Annotated in this window: 25 protein-coding genes; 19 read left to right on the top strand and 6 right to left on the bottom strand. The window is 61.2% G+C overall.

Going from position 1 to position 21854, the window contains the following annotated elements:
- Positions 1-12 precede the first annotated feature (12 nt).
- Positions 13-1215: an HD-GYP domain-containing protein gene (locus MAIT1_RS14010; RefSeq protein ID WP_143814852.1), complete on the top strand. Its 1203-nt coding sequence runs from the start codon at positions 13-15 to the stop codon at positions 1213-1215.
- A 17-nt stretch (positions 1216-1232) separates the two neighbouring features.
- On the opposite strand, the gene MAIT1_RS14005 is transcribed toward MAIT1_RS14010, so the two are convergent.
- The 3 genes from MAIT1_RS14005 to MAIT1_RS13995 form a co-directional block, all read right to left on the bottom strand.
- Positions 1233-1832 (bottom strand): DUF3592 domain-containing protein, encoded by a 600-nt coding sequence (locus tag MAIT1_RS14005; protein WP_143814851.1) that lies wholly within the window; start codon positions 1830-1832, stop codon positions 1233-1235.
- A gap of 457 nt (positions 1833-2289) precedes the next feature.
- On the bottom strand, positions 2290-3333 hold the full coding sequence (locus MAIT1_RS14000; protein ID WP_085443778.1) for an IS110 family RNA-guided transposase: 1044 nt from the start codon (positions 3331-3333) through the stop codon (positions 2290-2292).
- A gap of 302 nt (positions 3334-3635) precedes the next feature.
- Positions 3636-4676 carry a hypothetical protein gene (locus MAIT1_RS13995; protein WP_085443737.1) on the bottom strand — a complete coding sequence of 347 codons (1041 nt, stop codon included), beginning with the start codon at positions 4674-4676 and terminating at the stop codon, positions 3636-3638.
- Between the two features lie 327 nt (positions 4677-5003).
- Here MAIT1_RS13995 and MAIT1_RS13990 point away from each other — a divergent pair, with 327 nt between their 5' ends.
- Together MAIT1_RS13990 and thrC are read left to right on the top strand one after the other, a co-directional pair.
- On the top strand, positions 5004-5651 hold the full coding sequence (locus tag MAIT1_RS13990; RefSeq protein WP_085443735.1) for a CYTH domain-containing protein: 648 nt from the start codon (positions 5004-5006) through the stop codon (positions 5649-5651).
- A gap of 243 nt (positions 5652-5894) precedes the next feature.
- Complete coding sequence (gene thrC / locus MAIT1_RS13985; protein WP_085443690.1) at positions 5895-7277, top strand: threonine synthase; 1383 nt, start codon at positions 5895-5897, stop codon at positions 7275-7277.
- On the opposite strand, the gene MAIT1_RS13980 is transcribed toward thrC, so the two are convergent.
- Complete coding sequence (locus MAIT1_RS13980; RefSeq protein ID WP_158089501.1) at positions 7274-8569, bottom strand: tetratricopeptide repeat protein; 1296 nt, start codon at positions 8567-8569, stop codon at positions 7274-7276. The two genes, thrC and MAIT1_RS13980, sit on opposite strands and share 4 nt — an antisense overlap.
- 200 nt (positions 8570-8769) lie before the next feature.
- Between MAIT1_RS13980 and MAIT1_RS13975 the strand changes: the two genes are divergently transcribed.
- The 10 genes from MAIT1_RS13975 to MAIT1_RS13930 all read left to right on the top strand — a co-directional run bounded on the left by MAIT1_RS13975 (position 8770) and on the right by MAIT1_RS13930 (position 15360).
- The gene (locus tag MAIT1_RS13975) at positions 8770-9306 is read left to right on the top strand and encodes a hypothetical protein (protein ID WP_085443608.1); all 537 of its coding nucleotides are present in this window, start codon (positions 8770-8772) and stop codon (positions 9304-9306) included.
- Positions 9303-9776 (top strand): phage baseplate assembly protein V, encoded by a 474-nt coding sequence (locus MAIT1_RS13970; protein ID WP_085443556.1) that lies wholly within the window; start codon positions 9303-9305, stop codon positions 9774-9776. The genes MAIT1_RS13975 and MAIT1_RS13970 overlap by 4 nt, the downstream gene beginning before the upstream one ends.
- A gap of 4 nt (positions 9777-9780) precedes the next feature.
- Positions 9781-10077: a PAAR domain-containing protein gene (locus MAIT1_RS13965; RefSeq protein ID WP_085443528.1), complete on the top strand. Its 297-nt coding sequence runs from the start codon at positions 9781-9783 to the stop codon at positions 10075-10077.
- A 1-nt stretch (position 10078) separates the two neighbouring features.
- The gene (locus MAIT1_RS13960) at positions 10079-10426 is read left to right on the top strand and encodes a GPW/gp25 family protein (RefSeq protein WP_198947899.1); all 348 of its coding nucleotides are present in this window, start codon (positions 10079-10081) and stop codon (positions 10424-10426) included.
- Positions 10423-11307, top strand: a complete 885-nt coding sequence (locus MAIT1_RS13955) for a baseplate assembly protein (RefSeq protein ID WP_085443527.1) — start codon at positions 10423-10425, stop codon at positions 11305-11307. The genes MAIT1_RS13960 and MAIT1_RS13955 overlap by 4 nt, the downstream gene beginning before the upstream one ends.
- On the top strand, positions 11304-12047 hold the full coding sequence (locus tag MAIT1_RS13950) for a phage tail protein I (protein ID WP_085443526.1): 744 nt from the start codon (positions 11304-11306) through the stop codon (positions 12045-12047). Before MAIT1_RS13955 ends, MAIT1_RS13950 begins: the two co-directional genes overlap by 4 nt.
- Positions 12044-12595 carry a phage tail-collar fiber domain-containing protein gene (locus MAIT1_RS13945; protein WP_085443525.1) on the top strand — a complete coding sequence of 184 codons (552 nt, stop codon included), beginning with the start codon at positions 12044-12046 and terminating at the stop codon, positions 12593-12595. The genes MAIT1_RS13950 and MAIT1_RS13945 overlap by 4 nt, the downstream gene beginning before the upstream one ends.
- Positions 12592-13587, top strand: a complete 996-nt coding sequence (locus tag MAIT1_RS13940) for a peptidase G2 autoproteolytic cleavage domain-containing protein (protein WP_085443524.1) — start codon at positions 12592-12594, stop codon at positions 13585-13587. Before MAIT1_RS13945 ends, MAIT1_RS13940 begins: the two co-directional genes overlap by 4 nt.
- Before the next feature lie 85 nt (positions 13588-13672).
- On the top strand, positions 13673-14845 hold the full coding sequence (locus tag MAIT1_RS13935; protein ID WP_085443523.1) for a phage tail sheath subtilisin-like domain-containing protein: 1173 nt from the start codon (positions 13673-13675) through the stop codon (positions 14843-14845).
- Complete coding sequence (locus MAIT1_RS13930) at positions 14845-15360, top strand: phage major tail tube protein (protein WP_085443522.1); 516 nt, start codon at positions 14845-14847, stop codon at positions 15358-15360. The genes MAIT1_RS13935 and MAIT1_RS13930 overlap by 1 nt, the downstream gene beginning before the upstream one ends.
- A gap of 323 nt (positions 15361-15683) precedes the next feature.
- Here the strand turns inward: MAIT1_RS13930 and amrS are convergent, their stop codons facing one another.
- On the bottom strand, positions 15684-16748 hold the full coding sequence (gene amrS / locus MAIT1_RS13920) for an AmmeMemoRadiSam system radical SAM enzyme (RefSeq protein ID WP_143814850.1): 1065 nt from the start codon (positions 16746-16748) through the stop codon (positions 15684-15686).
- A gap of 193 nt (positions 16749-16941) precedes the next feature.
- Between amrS and MAIT1_RS13915 the strand changes: the two genes are divergently transcribed.
- The 6 genes from MAIT1_RS13915 (at position 16942) to MAIT1_RS13890 (ending at position 21340) form a co-directional block, all read left to right on the top strand.
- Entirely contained in the window at positions 16942-17184 is a 243-nt protein-coding gene (locus tag MAIT1_RS13915; RefSeq protein WP_085443520.1) for a phage tail assembly protein, read from the top strand.
- Positions 17185-17207: 23 nt separating this feature from the next.
- Positions 17208-17327 (top strand): GpE family phage tail protein, encoded by a 120-nt coding sequence (locus MAIT1_RS13910; protein ID WP_143814849.1) that lies wholly within the window; start codon positions 17208-17210, stop codon positions 17325-17327.
- Between the two features lie 81 nt (positions 17328-17408).
- Positions 17409-19679: a hypothetical protein gene (locus MAIT1_RS13905; protein ID WP_085443518.1), complete on the top strand. Its 2271-nt coding sequence runs from the start codon at positions 17409-17411 to the stop codon at positions 19677-19679.
- Positions 19680-19693: 14 nt separating this feature from the next.
- Positions 19694-20107 carry a phage tail protein gene (locus MAIT1_RS13900; protein ID WP_085443517.1) on the top strand — a complete coding sequence of 138 codons (414 nt, stop codon included), beginning with the start codon at positions 19694-19696 and terminating at the stop codon, positions 20105-20107.
- A 4-nt stretch (positions 20108-20111) separates the two neighbouring features.
- On the top strand, positions 20112-20321 hold the full coding sequence (locus MAIT1_RS13895) for a tail protein X (RefSeq protein WP_085443516.1): 210 nt from the start codon (positions 20112-20114) through the stop codon (positions 20319-20321).
- Complete coding sequence (locus MAIT1_RS13890; RefSeq protein ID WP_085443515.1) at positions 20321-21340, top strand: contractile injection system protein, VgrG/Pvc8 family; 1020 nt, start codon at positions 20321-20323, stop codon at positions 21338-21340. Before MAIT1_RS13895 ends, MAIT1_RS13890 begins: the two co-directional genes overlap by 1 nt.
- On the opposite strand, the gene MAIT1_RS13885 is transcribed toward MAIT1_RS13890, so the two are convergent.
- Complete coding sequence (locus MAIT1_RS13885; RefSeq protein ID WP_085443514.1) at positions 21337-21852, bottom strand: L,D-transpeptidase family protein; 516 nt, start codon at positions 21850-21852, stop codon at positions 21337-21339. The genes MAIT1_RS13890 and MAIT1_RS13885 overlap by 4 nt on opposite strands.
- Positions 21853-21854: the final 2 nt, after the last annotated feature.

Below are 21854 nucleotides of genomic sequence, written 5' to 3'. Positions count from 1 at the left end.
AGGGTGCGCGCCATGCTGTTTGACCTGAATCGCTTCCTGATCGGCCTTTCCTACGCCATCGATTGCGTGGAGTCGGAGCTGCTGGGGGTCACCACCAACCACGGCAAGCGCGTCGCTTATATCTCCCTGCGCTTGGCGCAAGCGGCGGGGTTGGACGACGCCGAGCGCTTCGACATCGCCGCCTGCGCCATCCTCCACGATAACGGCCTGGCGCAAGAGAATCTCTCCCGCCCCGACCTGCAGCAGAACCGTCTGCGGCAGGTGGAGGATATGCCCGACCACTGCGATATCGGCGAAGCCAACGTCAGCTGCTTCCCCTTCCGCAGTCCGGCGCGCGACATCATCAAATTCCACCATGAGCACTGGAACGGCGCCGGCTTCTTCGGCATGCGCGGCGACGCCATTCCGCTCATGGCGCAGATCATCGGACTGGCCGACTTCGTCGATCTGAAATTCCGCTTTGAGAATCCTGATCCGGGCAATCGCGAGCGCATCCAGGCGTTCGTGCAAGAGAAACGCGGCAGCGCCTTTTCGCCGGATCTGGCGGCGCTATTCGAGGAGGTGAGCCAATCCACCGGCTTCTGGCTGGATCTGCGCAATCACAATATCCAGCAAGCGCTCTCGCGGCGCACCCCGCATCACGCCGTGGAGATGCCCTGGAGCCAAGTGCTGGAGGTGTGTCGCGCCTTCAGCCGCATCATCGACTCCAAATCGCGCTTCACCCTGCGCCACTCCAGTGGTTTGGAAGAGAAGAACGGCGTCATGGCTACCCACTACGGCATGAGCGCCGACGACACCCTCATGCTGCGCACCGCCGCCGCACTGCATGATGTGGGCAAGCTCTCCATCCCCAACGCCATCCTCGACAAACCGGGCAAGCTCACCGATCTGGAACGCGCCCGCGTGCAGGAGCACACCTACTATACGCGCCAGTGTCTGGAGCCGATTCCCGGCTTTGAGGTGATCACCGAATGGGCCGCCAACCACCATGAGAAGCTCACCGGCGACGGCTACCCGCTGCGCCTGCCCGCCACTGCGCTGGACTTCAACGCCCGCTTGATGACCGTGCTGGATATCTATCAGGCGCTCACCGAGGATCGCCCCTATCGCGAGGGGCTCACCCACACGGTGACCATGGAGATCATCGACCGCCTGACCAAGAGCGGCGAGCTGGAGCCGCAAATTGTCGAGGATGTGCGCCGAGTCATGGCCTGACTTCCACTGATTGCCGCTTACTTTGTACGCCCTGCGACCACTCGCTTCGGCGATGCCACGCCCGCCGCTCGCATCGCCCGCTCCCAGCGTTTTCTGTTTATGCGCTTGACCATGAGCTTACCCAACAGAGGCGCATTGACCATCGCCAGCAGAAATACCAAGAGCGCTGAGACCATCAATAAATCACCGATGTGATCCCACCGCGAGCCATACACGCCGGAGCGAAACGAACTGCCTTCCACCGACCGTTGGCCATCATAGAGAATATCAATCACCTGCCCGGGCTTCACCTCGGCTCTGCTGCTGCGGGTCTGATTGAACAGGATCGAATTGCCCCATCTATCCTCGGCGGAGATGAGCGTCGGGGTATACTCCCAGTGCGCCCCGCGTCCGCTGATCCACTCGCGCTTGACCGATTTCACCACCCCCACGCCAGACTCCCAAGTGAGGATCTTGCGCATCTCGTCGGGGGCGCCGAAGAACAGAAAGAAGATCAGCCCCGCCCCAACAAGCACCCGACCGATCCAATAGATGATCTGCATAAACAAACTGGGCGGCTCATACACAAGCTCCTCCACCTCCACCCCGTCACGGCGCACGATCACTTTCTCAGCCATGCGCATGCGTCCCCTTGAAAGCAGCCCGCATCATATAGTCGCTAGCATTCAATAGTGAACATTTGGGCGCTGAAAGATATCGAGGGCTATGCCCTCGAGCTCCCAAGGTCAACATCCAAACCGTGGGCTCCGCCCATGTATGGTCCGCTCCGCCATGTATGGTCCGCTCCGCCACGGCAAGAGAAAATGTCCACTGATGTGTGAGGCTTAGTCGCGCCCATGTATCCGGCCTGTTGATGAGGGGCTTGTCGCCCTCTGGCCCTGATGGAATTTGCGCGTGGCCCTCCTCAACACACCCTCGGCCTCTATGGGCCCTTGGGCGAAACAGGTTCTTGACCACGCAGGGCTATGCCGTTTCACGCCATCAATCTCGACTCTCTCTCGCAACCTGGCTGGTGGGATCTCTTTCTCTTTCCTTATCGGCCTGTTTTTCTTTTAGAGTTGTATTGCGCTCTCTCTACACAGCGGCGCTGGCCCCATAGGCCTCCTGCTTCACCAGCATCGCCCACGCGCTGCGCGCCATGCGGTTGGCCAGCGCCACCACCGCTTTATTCGCGCCGCGGCGTTCCGACACCGACACTGCCCACTGGCTGCGGCGATCCGGCTTGTTTTCACACACGCGCAACGCCGCCCGCGCCCCATGAATCAACAGGGTGCGAAGATAACCGTTTCCCCGCTTGCTGATCCCCGTCAGCCACGCCTTGCCCCCTGTGGAGTGCTGATTCGGAACCAACCCTATCCATGCCGACAGCTCCCGGCCATTCTTAAACGCCCGCACATCCCCCACCGACGCCAACAGCGCCGTCGCCGTGATCGGTCCCACTCCCGGGATCGTCATCAGCAATCGACACTGCGGCTCCGCCTTGGCCAGCGCCTCAATCTCACGCTCATATTTGCCGATGCGCTCATCCAAATGCGCCAGCTCATCGCGCTCATCCTCCAGAATTACGCGAAAATTGGCGCTCATTTCCGAGCTCTCATCACTCAAAATCAGCACAATCGCCCGCCGCGCCTGTTTGATGCTCTTGGGAAAGACAATCCCATACTCGGCAAGCAGTCCGCGAATCTGGTTCACCAACGCCGTGCGGTTCTTCACCGCCAGACTGCGCACCCGATGCAACGCTAGAATTTCTTGCTGGGCAACGCTTTTGATCCCCACAAAACGCATATTCGGCCGCTGTACCGCTTCGCAAATCGCCTCAGCGTCCACGCTGTCGTTCTTGTGCCGCTTCACGTAGGGCTTCACATATTGCGGCGCCATCAAACGCACATCATGCCCATATCCCTGAAATTTCCGCGCCCAATGGTGGGCGCCGCTACTGGCTTCCATCCCCACCAGGCACGGCGGCAGTTGCGCCATGTACTCCAGGAGCTCGTCTCGTTTCAGTCGCTTCTTGAGAACGCTCTTGCCGCGCGCATCCACGCCATGCAACTGAAACACGCTCTTGCCCAGATCAATCCCCAGTACCCGTACCTGTCCGTTTTCGATATGATTGCTCATGGTCCGCTCCGACTCCGTTTAGATGGAAAAACACACCACCATCTTGGCCCATTGCGAGGCCGTTTGGGTAGCGGAGCGGACCATTCCATTACACACCCGCTTAAGGGTCACAGACCCTATGACGATTTGGCAGGATTGCCAAATCGGACTCGCGCAGCAAGCCCGCAGGGTGAGGGCCACGGATGGCCCGAATCAATCCCGACAAATTTCCTCTGGAAATTTGTCCCATAGTCAGCGCAAGTTCAGCCTGCGTCACGCAAACATTGAGCGATTTGGATGTGTGTCATTCTGGATTCAAGCGACTATAGCGCCTCAAAACAGGCGCGGATGTCGGCGAAATCCAGCCTGGGGAAGCGTCCGTCATTGGCCCCCTCCGGCGCCCACTCCGGCTGAACCAGATTCTCGCGGGGAATCTGCGGCAAACCATCTGCCACATCCTGCAGCGAGCCCGATTTGTCATCCACGAACAGAATCCGCGTCGGCTCGATCTGGTCCCGCGTCATCAGCGCGCGAATATGCTCGGCTTTGTTGGAAACTCCCTGGGCGTTGCTGCGCACATGGGCGTCGGTGACCGGGAAGCCATTGCGGCGCAACCCTTCCAGAGCAAACACGTTGTTGGTGATCATCACCACCACCCCCGCCCGGTGCTGCTCGCCCAACCACGCATAGTCCACCTGTTTGGGGAATAGCGCGATCATCTCGCCATAATCCGGCCTGTCGAGGAGATCATTGCGGATCTGGGTGATGCGCTGCATGGTCTCGCGCTCCAACGCCGCATCGGCGTGGGAGAGCCCATTGATGATGGACTCGTTCAACTGTCCTGGATCGAAGCGTCCCAGCAGCAGCGTATTGATGGCTACCCGGTGTTCCGGCTTGGTCAGCAGCGGGTAGAACGGGCGCCAGCGCGCCAACCATGTGGGCGGCAATGCGCGCGGGTGGCGCTGCGGATCAGGCGGGTCCAACGGAATGGGATGGTGGGTGCGCCAGCCCACAAAAGCGTCCCACAGATCCGCATCGGGCCAGTCCGCCAGATGCGGATGCCCCGCCGATTCCGTCTGCTCCGGAGCAATGGCGGCCAGCTGCGCCATCAATTCGGCGCTGAGCGCATCGGGATCGAACCCCGCCGCCAGCAGCGGCCAGCGCGCCGCAGGCGGCGTATCGCCAAACAGGTAGAGGAATCGGCGCACTCGGTCGAACCATCCGGCATCGGGCATCGCCTCCCCTTGCAGCACATGGTGACGCGCCGCCGCCCACTGGGCGAACTCCAGCCACGAGGCCAGTTCAATCTCCTGCTCGGACTCCAGCAGCACCCCGTTGACGTCGATACAGAGCAGTTTGTCCATGCAACCCTCCGCTGAACGCTCTATAGTGGCCCCTTTTTGGCGTGGCGTGTTCAGTATACTCGCTATAAGTCAAAAGTGGTCGTTTCACACAAAGATGTAAAATTGGAAAAATCGGACATTTATGGCCGATTTTTTCGGGGTCTGGGGTCCGCGACCCCAGCGGCCACAGGCGAAGCCGTATCCAAAAATGTGGGGCGGAGCCCCACGGTTTGGCTTTTGATCTTGGGAGCTCGAGGGCGTAGCCCTCGATATCTTATAGCGTCCCAATGTTCGCTGCCGAATGTTAACAACTGGATAGACCCGTCCGTCGCCCAAGGAAAAATCGCCATGGCCCTGGAACAGGAGATCAAACTCACCGCCGCCCACGCCAGCATTCTGGATGCGGTGCGGGCGGACCCGGCCATTGGCGCCGCACAGATTGGCGAAGCCAAGGATCTCTCCTACTGCGCTATCTATTATGACACCGCCGCGCGCCATCTGATGCGTAAACGCCTCGCCTTTCGCACCCGCGAAGAGGCCCCGGGGCAGTGGCGCTCCGCCCTCAAGGGGGGCGGTCGCATTGAAAACGGCGTTTCCGCCCGTGACGAGTGGGAGCAGTTTTTGCCCTATCTGCCCGCCACCCTGGGCGACATGCCCGCAGGCGAGATTCGCGACGCCCTCTTGGCGCGCGGACCGTGGCCGCTGGAGGAGCCGTTGCAGGAGCTGCTCGTTACCGACTTCTCCCGCATCGCCGTGCATCTGCGCCTGCCCGGCTGCGAAGCGGAGATGGCGCTGGATTGCGGACAGGTGCGCGCCAATGGCCTCGCTCATGATTTGGTGGAGGTGGAGTTGGAGTTGCTGGAAGGCGATTTCGCCCCGTTGGACGCCCTCGCCGCCGAGCTGCGCCAGCGCCACGATCTGACCCCCTCGCGCTACTCCAAGTACGCCCTGGGGCTGAAATTGATGACCGATCCGGGCTTGCCGGATGAGCTGTAATGCGTCCAACGCTTGCCGGTTGGGCGCGCGCTCAGTATAGTTTCGCCCAGTCATTGGTGTTGGATGTTGAAAGAGACTGGGGCTTCGCCCCAGACCCCAGCAGGGCTTCGCCCTGCACCCACGAGGGCGCCGCCCTCGACCCGCTGGGGTCGCGGACCCCAGACCCCGGAAGATCGCGCCAATAAATGTCGCGATCTTCCACCTTGGCGGCCTTTCGCCAATCCCGAATAGAGGAGCTTTTCCGTGCGTTATATCAGCACCCGAGGCGGGGTCGAGCCCGTCGCTTTCGCCGACGCCGTGATGATGGGCCTGGCCACCGATGGCGGTCTGTTGATCCCCGAATCCGTGCCCTTCATCCCCGCCGAAACCTTGCGGACTTGGGCCAAACTACCGTTCCAGACCCTCGCCTTTGAGGTGATGAGCCCCTTCATCGGCGACGAGATTCCCGCCGATGATCTCAAATCCCTCATCGATCGCGCCTACGCCTCGTTCGCCCACAAGGAGATCACCCCGGTGGTCAAAGTGGGCGACAAACGCATCCTGGAGCTGTTCCACGGCCCCACCCTGGCGTTCAAGGATGTGGCGCTGCAGTTCCTGGGCAATCTGTTCGAGTACCTGCTGGCCCGCGACGGCGGCCATTTGAATATCCTCGGCGCCACCTCTGGCGACACCGGCTCGGCGGCGATTCACGGCGTGCGCGGCAAGAGCAACATCCGCATCTTCATTCTGCACCCCGACGGACGGGTCTCCCCCATCCAGGAGCGGCAGATGACCACCGTACTGGATGACAACGTCCACAACATCGCCATTCGCGGCTCCTTCGATGACGGCCAGGCCATCGTCAAAGCACTGTTCAACGATCTGGAGTTCAAAAAGTCCCACAGCCTGGGGGCGGTCAACTCCATCAACTGGGCGCGCATCCTGGCGCAGATCGTCTACTACTTCTACGCCTGGGGCCGCGCCACCGGCGGCGATGACAGCCAACGTCTCGTCTTCTCCGTGCCCACCGGCAACTTCGGCGACATCTATGCGGGCTATCTGGCCATGCAGATGGGCTTGCCGGTGAGCAAGCTGATTCTGGCCACCAACCGCAACGACATCCTCTCGCGCTTTGTGCGCGAAGGGGTCTATGAAGTGGGCGATGTGCATCCCACCATCAGCCCCTCCATGGATATTCAGGTCTCCTCCAACTTCGAACGCTATCTGTTCGACCTACTCGGTCGCGACGCCGACGCCGTGCGCGCCTGCATGGCCGATCTGGCGGAGAAAGGCCGCTTCTCCATCAGCGAAGAGAAGCGCGCGTTGATGAACGAAACCTTCGCCGCCGCCGCCGTGAGCGAAGAGGAGACTCTGGAACAGATCCGCGCCACTCACAGTGAAACCGGCTATCTGCTCGACCCCCACACAGCCGTGGGCGTGGCCGCCGCCGCCGACTATCCTGGGGCCATCTGTCTGGCCACCGCGCACCCGGCCAAATTCGGCGCTGCAGTGCAGTCCGCCATTGGCCAAGAGCCCGAGTTGCCGGGCCCGCTGGCCGACCTGATGGATCGCGAAACCCGCCAAGTGTTGTTGGACGCCGACGCCGCCGTCATCAAGCAGCACATGCTGGACGTGATTGACGGCTAACGTTCCGCCCTCTTCAACGCCGCCGTGACGCGCGCCAGTCCCTCTCGGGCTGGCGCGATGTCATGGGCGGCGGCTTTGGCGTACCAGTGCTGCGCTTGGCGTAAGCTCTTTTCCACAACCACCCCCCGCTCATAAAAATCAGCCAAGTGATACTGTCCCGGGGCATACCCCTGCTGGGCGGACGTCTCATATAACCGATACGCTGCGGGCAGGTCTCGCACGCCGCCAAGCCCGTTTTCCAAAATATGTCCCAATTTGCTCATGGCGGCTGGATTCCCAAGCTTTACCGCTTTTTGATACCACTTACGCGCTTTGGCGGGATCGTACAGCGCGATAGAGGGATCAAAATAGGTTTCGCCCAGAAGATAGGGCGCTTCCGGATGCCCCTGACGGGCGGCCTTCTCCATCCACTGAGTCGCCGTCGCCATATCCTGTGGAGCCTGATCCCCAATAAACAGGATTAAGGCCAATTGGAATTGCGCCTCCCGCTCCCCCAACTGCGCAGCCTTGCGCATCCACGCCACAGCCGATGCCCTCTCATGCGCGGATGACGCCGCTTCCAACTGCAGTTTGCTGAGCAAACGCATCGCCACGGGATCTCCGCCTTCCGCCCCTTTGAAAAAGGCGCTGATCGCTTTGTGACGATCCGCTTGAACCCCCTGCCCCAGAAAATAGATCACGCCAATCTTGGTATGGCCCATGGGATCACCATGATCCGCAGCTTGACGAAACCAGTCGAGAGCAATGGCATAATCCCGGGGCGCCCCCTTTCCCAGGTAATAGATATGACCGATTCCGTGCATCGCAGTCGCCACGCCTTGGTCCGCTGCGAGGCGATACCAATGCAGCGCCTGAAGATCATCCTGTTTCACCCCTTGGCCTGTCTGATAGAGATACCCCAGATTGAACTGAGCTGTGCCGAATCCCTGCTCGGCGGCGGCGCGACACCACCGCGCCGCCTGCCGCGCATCCTGCGCCACCCCCGCGCCGCGCCGATAGAGATAGCCCAAATTACTCTGCCCCTGCGGCTCCCCCTGCTCGGCGGCGGCGCGACACCAGCGCGCCGCCTGCGCCACATCCTTGGGTCCGCCCTGGCCATTCAAATACATCCCGCACAGATTGGTCTGCGCTTCGGCCACCCCTTGCTCCGCCAACGGTTCAAACACCTCGCGCGCGGTGACGTAGATTCCCTGCTCCAGCGCCTCCACGCCTCTTTGAAATTGGCTCTTCGTCTCATTGTCGGCTGAGACAGAGAGTCCCAACGCCAGCACCACTCCAATGATTGGTTTCATTTTTTCACACCATACACACATTAAGATCAGCATCCACTCAATAAAATAATACTTTGCGGAATTATTTTACTCACGTTTTTTCATCCACTTAAGCAGGCGCCACTGGAAAGAACAATTTCTCCCTTATCATATTATTACGATATTGGTAGTATCACTCCAGATTCGTAGTATCGTTTTAATTTCTCTGCTGGAGATCACTGATGACCCGCCAACAGATGCTCGACGCACTCAAGTTGCGCGCCGACGACAGCCTCTCACAGAGCGTCGCTGACGCCCTGTGGAGCGCCGCCGATCTCATCATCATCGGCATGACGCCACTGTCCCACAGCGACGTGGACCAAAGCGGCTGGCAAGTGGACTCCCATTGGCGCGGATCCGTTGAACTCTGGCTGGCCGCCGTTGACGCCTCTGACGATCTGTGGCCTCTGCTCCAGAGTCTACACACTACGCCGGTCTTCTTTTCCCTCGACCCCAACGCGCTGCTGGATCAAACCGGCACTCTCGGCGCTCTACGCGCCAGCGGTTACCGCACCGAAATCGATAACGCCGCCACCCTGTTCCATGTGCTGACGCTCACCGTCGACAGCGCCATGATGCGCCGCACTGCGGATGACCCGCTGCAACCTGACGCACTGTTCGCACATGTCACCCCTGATCTGGGCCTCGCCCATGAGCCGGAATATGACCCGATCACCGATGCGGCGCGGGCGATTCGCACAGCAGAGGCGCAGGCATGAGCGCGCTGATCGCGGAAGTCTCCCGCCAACTGGAGAACCTGGTGCGGGTGGGGCGGGTGGAGAGCGTCAACTATGGGACAGCCCGCGCCCAAGTGCGGTTTGGCGATCTGGTCACCGCGCCACTGCCCTGGATCACCCAGCGCGCCCACGCAGATGTGACCTGGCGCGCCCCTGAAGAGGGCGAGCAGGTGCTGGTGCTCTCCCCCAGCGGCGAACTGACTCAGGGGGTGATTCTGCCAGCCCTCTATCAAAACGCCTATCCGCAACCGGATAACGTCGCCAGCCGCCACCGCGTGCGCTACGCCGATGGCGCGCTGATGGAGCACGACCGCGCTGCGCATCGCCTGCTCATCGACCTGACCGCCAGCGGCGGCACGCTGGAGATCAAGACTGGCAGCAGCCATGTGGTGATCGCGCCCCACTCGGTGACCATTCGCGGCGACGTCATCCACCTCAACGACGATCGGTGACGCCATGCCCAAATGCGTCCGCCTCGGCGATATCTGCACCGGCCACGGCTGCTGGCCCGCACGGCCCAATGTGGGCGCCAGCCCTAACGTCTTCATCAATGGACGCGCGGCGCATCGGGTCGGAGACCCCTGGGCGGCGCACACCTGCCCGCCTATTCCCGAGACCCACGCCTCGGTGATGGCGGGCGGCAGCCCCAACGTCATCGTCAATGGGTCTGCTCTGGCCCGCATCGGCGATCCGGTCGCCTGCGGCTCCGCCGCCGCCAGCGGCAGCCACAACGTATTTGCAAACGGAGGTTGAGATGAGCATTACGCCCCACGGCATGGATTCAACAACCGGGGTCGGCCTGGAGGCGATGGCGTCGCTGCGGCAGTCGGTGCGCGACATCCTCACCACCCCGCTGGGAACCCGGGTGATGCGACGCGACTATGGCTCGCGCCTGTTCGAATTGGTGGATGCGCCGCTCAACCAGGGGACTCTGCTGGCCATCTATGCCGCCACCGCAGAGGCGCTGGATCGCTGGGAGCCGCGTCTGCGATTGACCCGCACCCAAGCGCGCAGCGCTGGTCCGGGCCGGATTTCATTGGATATTGAAGCCGTCTATCTGCCCGACGGCGCGCCCATTCAACTGGAAGGAGTTGAGATATGAGCGTGGTGGATCTGTCGCAACTGCCCTCCCCCGATGTGGTGGAGGCGCCCGATTACGAGTCGATTCTCACCGAGATGAAGAGCTTCGTCAGCGCAGCGGCGCCGGAGTTGGCTCCTGCTCTGAGCCGCGAATCCGAACCCGTGGTCAAACTGCTCGAAGCGTTCGCCTATCGCGAACTACTCCTGCGCCAGCGCGTCAATGACGGCGCCCGCGCCGTGATGTTGGCGCACGCAGTGGGCGCGGATTTGGAGAATCTGGCCGCGCTCCTGGGGATCAGCCGTCAAGTGATCGACCCAGGCGATGTCGACGCCACTCCGCCGCTGGAGCCTGTCATGGAGTCTGACGACCGCCTACGTGAACGCGCTCGGCAGGCGTTGGAGGGCATCGCCGCCGCAGGACCGGTCAACGCCTATCGCTTTCACGCCTTCTCCGCCGATCCTCTGGTGAAAGATGTCGCCATCACCAGTCCGTCGCCGGGACAAGTGTTGGTGACCGTCCTCTCCGATACTGGCGACGGGACGCCGGATCAAACACTGCTGGAGACGGTCAACGCCGCCCTCAACGCCGAGAGTGTGCGTCCGCTGACCGATCAGGTCATGGTGCAGGGAGCAAGCATCACCCCCTATCAGGTGCAGGCGCAGCTGCACATTGAGGAGGGCCCCGACGCCGAAGTGGTGCGTCAGGCCTCGCTGTCCGCTGTCACCGCATACTGCTTTGCGCGCCATGGTTTGGGCCTGAGCGTCACACTCTCCGGCCTCTATGCGGCGCTGCATCAACCTGGCGTGCTGCGCGTCTCCCTGCTCACGCCCAGCGCAGACATCGACGTCGCCTATGATCACGCCCTGTTCGCCGACGCCATCAGCGTGGAGGCGGTCCCATGAGCGTGACCATCCTGCCCCCCAACGCCAGCGCATCGGAACTGGCGCTGGATCAAACCAGCGCACGCCTCGACGCGATCCCTTCGCCTCTGCGTCATCTGTGGAATCCGCAGCTCTGTCCGGAAGCGTTGCTGCCCTGGCTGGCCTGGGCGCTCTCCGTCGACGCCTGGGACCCCAACTGGCGCGTTGAAGCCAAGCGTCGAGTCTGCGCCGACGCGGTGGCGGTGCATCGCATCAAAGGGACCATTGGCGCCGTGCGTCAGGGGCTCGCCGCTTTGGGCGCCACGGCTGAAGTAAAAGAGTGGTTTGAGATTGCGGGCGAGCCACACACCTTCGAGCTTCTGGTGTGGGCCGGGCACAACCCCGACGCCACTGCCGAAGTGATGATCGACGCCGCCTTGATTGCGCAACTCCGCGACCTGGCGGAGCGGCTCAAACCTGCGCGCAGCCATCTGCAGAAGCTCACCATCGGCGCCCGCCTGGAACAGGCGCTCTTTGCAGGCTGCGTCCACAACAGCTTCGCCACGCTCAGAGAGTCGCTCACCCCCAGCCTGAGCGCACAGATCGATCTGCAAAACAGCGTCGGCGCACTGGCGCAGACGGGCGCCCTTGGCGTCAGCCGCGTCATCGCCCAACCCATCACTTCCGTTTCCCCCGTCGCCATCCAGGCTGGACAGTTGGCGGCGACCACCTACGCGACGGCGACCTTGCGCGCCACCGCAATCCTACAGGAGGCAGCATGAGTACAAACCCCATTATTCCCATCATCACGCAAGCTGGATTAACGGCGGTGTTCAATGCCGCCAGCGATGGTCTGCAAGCGCGCATCACCCATGTGGCGCTGGGCTCCGGGCAGTATCTCCCCACCGACGATATGACCGCGCTGCACAACGAAGTGACACGCGTTCCCGTCGCCGATGGCCGCATGGAGGGCGATCATCAACTCCATGTCACCTTCCTGGAAGACGGGACGGACGAATATTGGGTGGGTGAATTGGGCTTCTATCTGGAGAACGGCGCCCTGCTGGCCCTGTGGAGCCATGAGACCCAACCGCTGACCTTCAAGAGCGCCAGCACGCCGCTGCACTTGGCGTTCGATCTGGCCCTCACCGCGCTGCCTGCGCAATCCGTGAGCGTCACCGGCACAGGCCAGTCGCTGAATTTGAGCCTGACCACCGAACTGGTGAAATCCGCCAGCGCCCTGTCACGCTACGCCACCGCGCTGCTGAAATCCCAGCTGCGTCATATTCAGTTTAATGATCGACTTCTGACGATGGAGAACATGCAATGAGTTTGGAAACCGAAGTCACTCAACTCCAGCAAGATATTGGTGATCTGGTCATCGCTTCCGAGTCCCTGACGGCGGAAGTGACTGGCAAGATCAACGATATCAACACCACCTTGACCGGGGCCGTGTCGCAAGCGCAATCCGATGTGACCGCCGCCGTCACTCAAGCACAAAGCGATGTCTCCGCTGCTGTGACCCAGGCGCAGAGCAATGTCTCCACCGCCATCGCCAGCCTGCCCGACGCCATCGCGCTGGATGGAACCAGCGTCACCACCGCGCAGATTCCGTTCGCGCAGGGTGTTAACGTGATCAATAGCGTCACCTGTGACACGCTTTCCGCCAGCGGTTCAATCTCGACCAGCAGCGGTTTTGACAGCCCCTCTGTGTATGTCCATGGTGTGGCGCATGACCTGACTATCGAAGATGATGGTTCGCAGATCATGCTGCGCTCCTCATCCATGGGAACGCATCTGGTGTTCCGCGGCAAAGATGGTGGCGGGACCTATCATAACAACTTCCGCATCTCTCAAATCAGCGGCAGCGTTGATGCGCGCGGCGTCTTCAACGCCAGCCAATCTTTCGACGTGGCGGAGATGATGGAGTGGGCCGATGGCAATCCCGACGCCGAGGATCGCGTTGGCTACAGCGTGATCGCCACCGCCAACGGCAAAATTCGTAAAGCCCAGGCGGGCGAAACCCCTATCGGCGTCATCTCCGGCATCGCTGCGCTGAAGATGGGCACGGCGTGGGACGGCTGGAGTGGCCGCTATAGGAAAGACGCCTTCCTGCGCCCCATGAAAAACGCTGACGGCTCGCAGGTTGAAAACCCCGATTACAACGCCAGCCACGACTACGCCCCCCGCGATGAACGTGCGGAGTGGGCCCCGGTAGGATTGCTGGGCCAGGTGCCGCTTCGTAAAGGTCAACCCACGGCGTCGAATTGGATCAAGATGCGCGACTTGTCCGCTGACGTGGAGCTTTGGCTGGTGCGCTAACACGAACACAGCATCCCCCTACGCTCAAGCGCTCACATCAGTCAACAGCGTGTAGAGAACACAATCCTTATGGAGGATTTTAGTTATGCCGGAACAATTTTTACATGGCGTTGAAGTCATCGAAATCACCGATGGCGCCCGCCCCATCTCTACGGTAAAAAGCAGCGTTATTGGCATTGTGGGCACCGCCCCCGACGCCGACGCCGCCGCCTTTCCTCTCAATACCCCGGTGCTGGTGGCGGGCAGCCGCCTGGAAGCCGCTAAACTGGATACCACCGGCAATGGTCTGGGCACTCTGCCTGCGGCCATGGACGCCATCTTCGACCAAGCCGGCGCCATGGTGGCGGTGATTCGCGTGCAAGAGGGCGCCGATGACGCCGCCACCCTCTCCAACGTCATTGGCGGCGTCAATGCCGCCACCGGCGACTATGAGGGCGTGCAAGCCCTGCTGGCCGCCGAATCGGTGGCCAAGGTGCAACCGCGCATTCTGGTCACCCCCGGCTTCTCGCATCAAGCCGCGGTGCTGACCGAGATGCTGGGCATCGCCGACCGTCTGCGCGCGGTGATCATCGCCGACGGCCCCAATACCACCGACGCCGACGCCATCACCTACCGCGAAAGCTTCGGCTCCGACCGCGTGTTCATCGTCGACCCCTGGGTGCGGGTGTGGGACAGCGTGGCCAACGCCGAAACCGTGGCCCCGGCCAGCGCCCGGGTGGCGGGCATGATCGTCAAATCCGACAACGAGCGCGGCTTCTGGTGGAGCCCTTCCAACCGCGAGATGTACGGCATCATCGGCACGGCGCGCGCGGTGGACTTCTCCCTGGGCGACGTCAACGCCCGCGCCAACTATCTCAACGAAAACGAAGTCGCCACCATCATCCAGAAGGATGGCTACCGTCTGTGGGGCAACCGCTCCTGCTCGTCGGATTCCAAATGGGCCTTCCTGTCGGTGCGTCGCACCGCCGACATGATCAACGACTCCCTGCAACGCGCCCACATGTGGGCGGTGGATCGCAACATCACCCGCACCTACGTGGAGGACGTCACGGCGGGCGTGCAGGCCTATCTGGACCATCTGACCGCCATCGGCGCCATCCTCGGCGGCAAATGCTGGGCCGACCCGGAGTTGAACACCCCCGACCAGGTGACCCAAGGCAAAGTCTACTTCGACTTCGACTTCACCCCGCCCTATCCGGCCGAGCATGTGACCTTCCGCAGCCACATGATCAACGACTACATTGAAGAGGTGTTCTGATGATCGCCAAAGACGTTCTGCGCAATATGAATCTGTTTGTGGATGGCCACGGACATGCGGGCAATGTGGTGGAGATCACCCTGCCCAAACTGGCGCTCAAAACCGAAGAGCATCGCGCCGGCGGCATGGATGCGCCCATCGCCATCGATATGGGCATGGAGAAGATGGAGACCTCGTTCACCCTCTCCGGCTACAACAAAGAGGTCCTGAAACTGTTCGGCCTGGCGCCGGGCAACGCCAAACCCATCACCATTCGCGGCGCGCTCAAAAGCGAAGACTCCGACGCCGTGGTTGCGGTGGTGGTGCAACTGAACGGGACTTTCCGCGAAGTGGAGGCCGACGCCTGGAAGCCCGGCGACAAATCCAATCTCAAAGTCACCATGGACGTGCGCAAGTACGTCTACACTCAAGGTGGTGAAGAGATTCACAATATCGACGTGGTCAACATGACCCGCATCATCAATAAAGTGGATCAATTAAAAGGCATGCGTGACGCCATCATGGGCAAATCCTGATAGACCATCAGAATTCCGCCTTATACTCAGTCGAGTTCAGAATTGGACAGGGGTGATTTTGGAGAGGAAAGATATCGAGGGCGCCGCCCTCGAACTCCCCAAGATCAACAGCCAAACCGTGGGGCTCCGCCCCACACCTCGCTGGGGTCATAGACCCCAGACCCCGGAAAATCGGGCCAATAAATGTCCCGGTTTTCCACTTTCCGGCTTCGTGCAAACTGTCCAGTTTTGGCTTCGATATCCTATGCTTGTGTAACTGCGACGGCGGGCGTTCCATCGGTAGCCCGCCGCATTTTTGCCCTGCGTCCGCTCTCTGCTGGCCGCTACACAATGCGAATCGGCAGACGCCGTGCGCCCCAACTTCCTGGCTGCGCCTCAAACACCCCCGCCGCCTGCGTCCCGCAACGCCGACACGCTCCTTTTGCGTCCAGCCCCCATTGATCCAGTTCATAACTCACGCGGCCAATGAGCGTTGCGCCACACCCGGGACAATAGGTGGTGGCCGACTCATGGTCACGCACATTGCCCAGATAGACATACCGCAAACCGTTTCCCCGCGCGATGCGACGCGCTTGCTGTAGCGTCGCCATGGGCGTGCGCGGCAGATTGCGCATTTTGAAATCGGGGTGAAATGCGGAAAAGTGCAGCGGGACATCCACCCCCAGATTGTCCACGATCCACTGAGTCATGGCCTGCAACTCGGACTCGGAATCGTTATGCCCAGGAATCAATAGGGTGGTGATCTCAAACCAGACCGTGGTGTGATGCTTGAGGTAGATCAGCGTGTCCAACACGTTTTGCAGATGCCCGCCCGCCACCTTGCGATAGAACGTCTCCGAGAACGCCTTGAGGTCCACATTCGCCGCATCCATCTGCGCAAACAGCGCCTCGCGCGGCTTCTCCTGAATATAGCCCGCCGTCACCGCCACCGAGCGCACCCCAACCTCGCGACACGCCTGCGCGCAGTCCATGGCGTACTCCAGGAAAATCACCGGGTCGTTGTAGGTGTAGGCGACGCTGCGGCTGCGCGTCTGCTGCGCCGCGCGCGCCACCGCCTCTGGAGCCACTTGCGTGGTCAGCGCATCCTGATCGCGCGCTTTGCTGATCTCCCAATTCTGACAGAACTTACACGTCAGATTGCATCCCGCTGTGCCAAACGACAACACCGGCGTGCCCGGAAGAAAGTGGTGCAGCGGCTTCTTCTCGATCGGATCGACGCAGAAACCGCTGGAGCGGCCATACGCCTCCAACACCACCGCGCCGCCGTGGTTCATCCGCACATAACACAATCCACGCTGCCCCTCCTGCAGGGCGCACTCGCGCGGACACACCGTGCAGAGTGCGCGGCCATCATCTCCCGCACGCCAGAACGCTTTGGACTCCATCATCGCCGACACCTTTTATTCGCCGTTTGCAAACCCCACAAACGGCATGCTCCTGATCGCCTATTCCGTGCGCCTCCACCACAAAACAGTATCAGCATGTGATTATCCGCTTTCACTCAATCATTTTGATATGATATTGTCATATCACTTTACTCCACTCCGCCTCTGGCGCATTCCAATCTGAGGAGATTCCAACATGCAAACCACCAAATATCAACTCCGTCACCCGATTCAGATCGATGGACGCACGGTCCAGGAGATCAATCTGCGCCGCCTCACCGTGGGCGATCTGGAGGTGATGCAACATGAACAGAGCGACCTGGGAAAATCGATCCAGGCTATCGCGTTAAGCGCACAGCTCTCCCCGGAAGAAGTGCGTCTGCTCGACGCGGAGGATTTCACCCAACTGGGCGAGGTGTTGGGCGGTTTTTTCGGCTGAGCTTGAAAGAGGCCCACGAAGCGATGGCGGATTTGGCTCTGGTGTTCCACTGGCAGCCATCCGAGCTCAAGGCCCTGCCGCTCGAAGAGCTGAGCAAATGGCGACAGATGGCCATTGAACGTTTTGCCCTGCTCCGCCCTTAATTCAGCCGAGCGGCTCCGAGCCGCTCGTCACAACCGCAACCACCACGTCCATTTCAATAAGATGAATAGGAGCATCAAACCATGAGCGCGACGATTCCGGAGCATGCCGCGTTGGACAATGACTATCTGGAGCAGATGCGCACAGCGTTCGAACGGCGCGCAGTCAGTGAACAACGTTTCACACAACAGACCCTCGCCCACGCCAAACGCATGGAGAAGTTGCGTACGGATATGGCGCAGATGGAGACGGACATCTTCCGCGACGCCAGCATCGAGCGCCTTGCGCGCGCGCTGCAGCGGCTGTTTGACATCGCAGGCGGTTTGGCCGCTCTGCGATTCCCCACACGATCATGCTGCAAGTCCCAAGGTCCGAAGATCGAGACAAAATTTGAGTTGAGCGGCAAGCTTGATTTGGGCGGACTCAATCTTGGCGGGTTCAAACTCGGCGACCTGAACGTCGCCAAAGTCGGCGGCAACATCTCGAAACAGATCTGCTGCGCCCAGCCCGGAAGCGTCGCCAAGAGGGCGGTCGAGTTGGAGTCCAAAGCGCCGTTGGACGTGATCGTCAAAAACGAACGTCCCATTCTCGTCGCTCAAGAGACCTCCGAGCAGGCGGCCTTCAATGACGCTGTTTACGCTGCAAAAACACGCGAAGAGCGGCTCAATGCAATCAGCGACCAACTCCCCGATGGACGGGCGAAAATCGCACAAATTGAACAGAAAGCCATCGCGACGGCTGAAAGCCTACGCCTCTCCTCCTCACGGGTTCTGGACGCTTACGCCGTCGGCGCTGGCCGTAATCTGCAAGGCGGTGAGTTGGACCACTTTGCTCAGGAAGCCGCGAAAATGTCCATCGCCTTCCGCATGAGCGGCGAGGCGGCGGCGAAAATGCGTGGGCAGTGGCGCAAGGAGTTGAAGCTCAACGCCACGCAATCCGACGCCCTGGCCAACTATTTATCCACTCTGCCCAAAAGCGGGCCGGGCGCAGTCAAAAACGCTCACGCTGAACTCCTGGCCATGGGTGCGAAAAACCCCCAGCTTTCACCGCACGAGCTGCTCAACAAATGGATGGCGAAATCGCGCGCCAACGGGCAAGGCGGCGCGGCAAATCCCGCAGCGGCGCAGGGGGCGTTGACGCGCCTTGCGCAAACGCGCGGCGCAGGAATCGCCAATCAGCAAGGGCGCCTCGCCGACATCACGCACCGCATTGAATCTTCCAAAGGTCAGGCGCTCAAGCCCTTTATGGCCTCCTTCTCCGACGTCACCACCCCGCTGGTCAACGAACTGAGCAACCACTTTCAAACAATTATCGGACTGCTTGAGCGCGCCCAGGGATCGATCATGGGCTATCTGACCCTCGCCGCCGTCGGTCTCTACAAAAGCGCCCCTTTGCTGAAAAAACTCTTTGGCAAAACGCCCTGTGATGGCAATGGCGCCCTGGGCGCAGGACAAGCATCCTCAGGCAACACGCGACGAGGCGCGGACTCTCAGACAAAAGGGAAATCGCCCAAAATTGGCGGCGGGAAAGGACTCATTGGACGCCTGCTGAATCTGGGGACTCAATTCCTGAGCAGTTTAGCCAGTGGCGTTGGTCGTATCTGGTCATCGCTGAAGGGAAAACTGGCCAATGGATTGGCTCGAGCGGGGAGAGGATTGGCCACAGCGGCCAAGTCCGGCTTACGCAGCGCGCAACAACTGGCCAGAAAAGCCTTGCAGGGCGCCAAAGGGGGCGCGCGGCGCATGGCGACGACTCTAGGCGAGAAAGTCGCCACATTCGGCTCCGCATCCAGATCCATGGCCAAAGCCCTCTATAAACGCGTTTCGCCGGTTCAATGGGTGATGCGCGCCATGGCGGTGAAAGAGATCGCCATGGGCGATGCGCCTGTGAGCAAAAAATTGCAACAAGGCGCCGCTTTGGCGGGCGATATCGCCGGCGGCTCTCTGGGCGCATCCATTGGCGCCGCCGTTGGGACGATGATTCTCCCCGGCATCGGCACGGTTATCGGCGGATTATTGGGCGGGGCCCTCGGCAGCATCGGCGGCGAAGAGATTGGCGCCAGCCTTGGTGAGAAAATCTCCAGCTTTTTCGGCTTTGGCAACGCCTCACCAGCAGACGCCGCCCCCACAACGCCGCACGCCTTGAGTGCTATGCAAGCACCGCCGAGCCAACCCTCGGTGATCAACTACTCGCCGAACACCACCATTCAAATTCAAGCGCCCGCAGCCCTGCTTCAAGATCGCGCCGGGCTCTTGCAGTTGATTGAGCAAACGCTGCGCAAACGTGAACTTGAACACTCTGCAGAAGTCCGCAGCCTGTTTGCCGACGGACACGCCTTGGCGCTGAACGGATAAGAGAGGAGCGAACCATGCCACAACAAAACGCCCATAACGCCTACATGACTCTGGGCGACTTCGATTTCAGTCTCAGCACCGCAGCGCCCGCTTCCCTCAAGCACAGCGCGGCCTATCGCTGGCCCAGCCATGAGCGTCCTGGACAGCGCGCCGTACGTCAATTCACCGGCCCGGGTGATGAGCGCATCACACTGGACGGGGTGATCTACCCGCAGGAGAGCAAGCACGGTCTGGAGCAACTGCCGCGCATGCGCCGCATGGCTGAGGCGGGCAAAGCGCTGCAACTGGTGAGCAGTTGCGGCGCCGTGCACGGCCGCTGGATCATTCTCAATGTGCAGGAGACACGCAGCTATTTTCTCGATAACGGCGCGGCGCGCAAGATCGAGTTCTCATTGGAGCTCTCCCGCTATCACGACGACAAAGGATAAGCCCATGAAGGTGATCTACCACGCCAAAGAGGGTGAAATGGTCGACTGGATCTGCCATCGCCACTACGGCCACGAAAAAGCCGTCGTCATGGTGCTGGAGGCCAACCCGGGGCTGGCCGACCACGGCCCCAAATTGCCCGCGCGCACGCGCGTCATCCTGCCGCCTGCGCCAGCTGATGAACCGATTCAATCCACCGTGAGGCTGTGGGACTGATGCAACCAATCTATAAAATCGAAGCCGACAGCAAGGATATCACCGCCAATCTTGACCCACTGCTGATCGCCTTGTCCGTGAGCGATAAAGCCAGCATGAAGTCGGATTCCGCCTCCATCACGCTGGACGATGACGGCGGCCGCATCGCCCCGCCCCGGCTCGGCGCGCAACTCAAACTCTTCCTGGGATACGCAGGTCAGGGGCTGATCGATCTGGGCCAATTTGTCGTCGACGCCGTGGAGATGAGCGGACCGCCGCGTCAGATGCGCATTCGCGCCAACGCAGCGGACATGCGCAGCGCCCTGCGCGCGCCCATTGACCAATCCTGGCGCGGCCAGACGCTGGGCGCCATTGTGCAAACCATCGCCAAACGCCATGAGCTCACCCCCAGCATCGAGCCAAAACTGGCGGCTATCCTCATTGCCCACATCGATCAGACCAAAGAGAGCGACGCCAATTTCATCGCCCGTTTGGCGCACAAGTATGATGCGGTGGTCAAAATCGCGCAGAAGCAGTTGGTGTTCGTCCCCAAGGATGGCGCGCGCAGCGTCGGCGGCGCGCCGCTGAAATCACACGCCATCCCCTATGACGGCATCGTCAGTTGGAGCGTGACCCTGGCCGACCGCAATCAATACAATGGGGTGGAAGCCTACTGGCATGATTTGGATCAGGCGCAATCGAACTGTGAACGGGCGGGTGCGCCGCAGCAGCCGATCTATCGCATCCCCACTACCTACCCCACCGCAGAAGCGGCGCGTGCGGCGGCGAAAAGCTATCTGAACAAGCTCACCCGCACCCAGGCGTCGTTGTCCCTCACCCTGCCAGGACGGCCGGAGATTCAGGCCGAAGAGCAGATTGTGCTAAGCGGATTTGGTCCGTTGTTGGACGGCGCGTGGACAGTGGAGTCGGCGCAACACGACCTGGATGCCGGACGCGGCTTGAGCACGCGACTGGAGACGTCGCGCCCCGTTCTGGATGGCATGTTACAGGGAGCAGCAGACGGAGAAAAACCGGCTTAATAGATACGGATCGGCGCGCCATCGCTCACGGCGCGCCAGATCTCCTCCATGGCCACATTGCTCTCCACCGCCACGCAGCCCAGCGTCCAGTCCCGCCCCTGGAACCCCCAGGGAAACCAGCCCCAACCATTGGGCAGGCCATGAATCATGATCTCGCCCCCCGGCGAGACGCCGCGCGCTTCGGCAGCGGCGCTGTCCTGCGCGTTGGGGTAGGAGACATGCAGCGACTTGTGAAAGCGACTGTTGGGATTGCGCCAGTCCAGCAGGTAGTCCCCCTCCGGCGTGCGCTGATCCCCCTCTTGCTGTTTATGCCCCTGCGGCGCGCCGCCCAGACTCACGCGATAGCTGCGAATCACCGCATCATCGCGCATCAAATGCAAACGACGACGCTGTTTATCCACCAGCACCAAGTCCGCCTTGGGCAGGTCATCAGCCAGCCAACCCGGTAGCGTTGTATCAGCAAACCAACCCGCCCCGGTCAGCGCCAACAGCGTGATGACGATCCACTCCACTG

Source organism: Magnetofaba australis IT-1 (genome assembly GCF_002109495.1).
Classification (GTDB): Bacteria; Pseudomonadota; Magnetococcia; order Magnetococcales; family Magnetococcaceae; genus Magnetofaba; species Magnetofaba australis.
The sequence above is the reverse complement of the archived record's forward strand: the minus strand, read 5'-3'. Positions and strand labels throughout refer to the sequence as shown.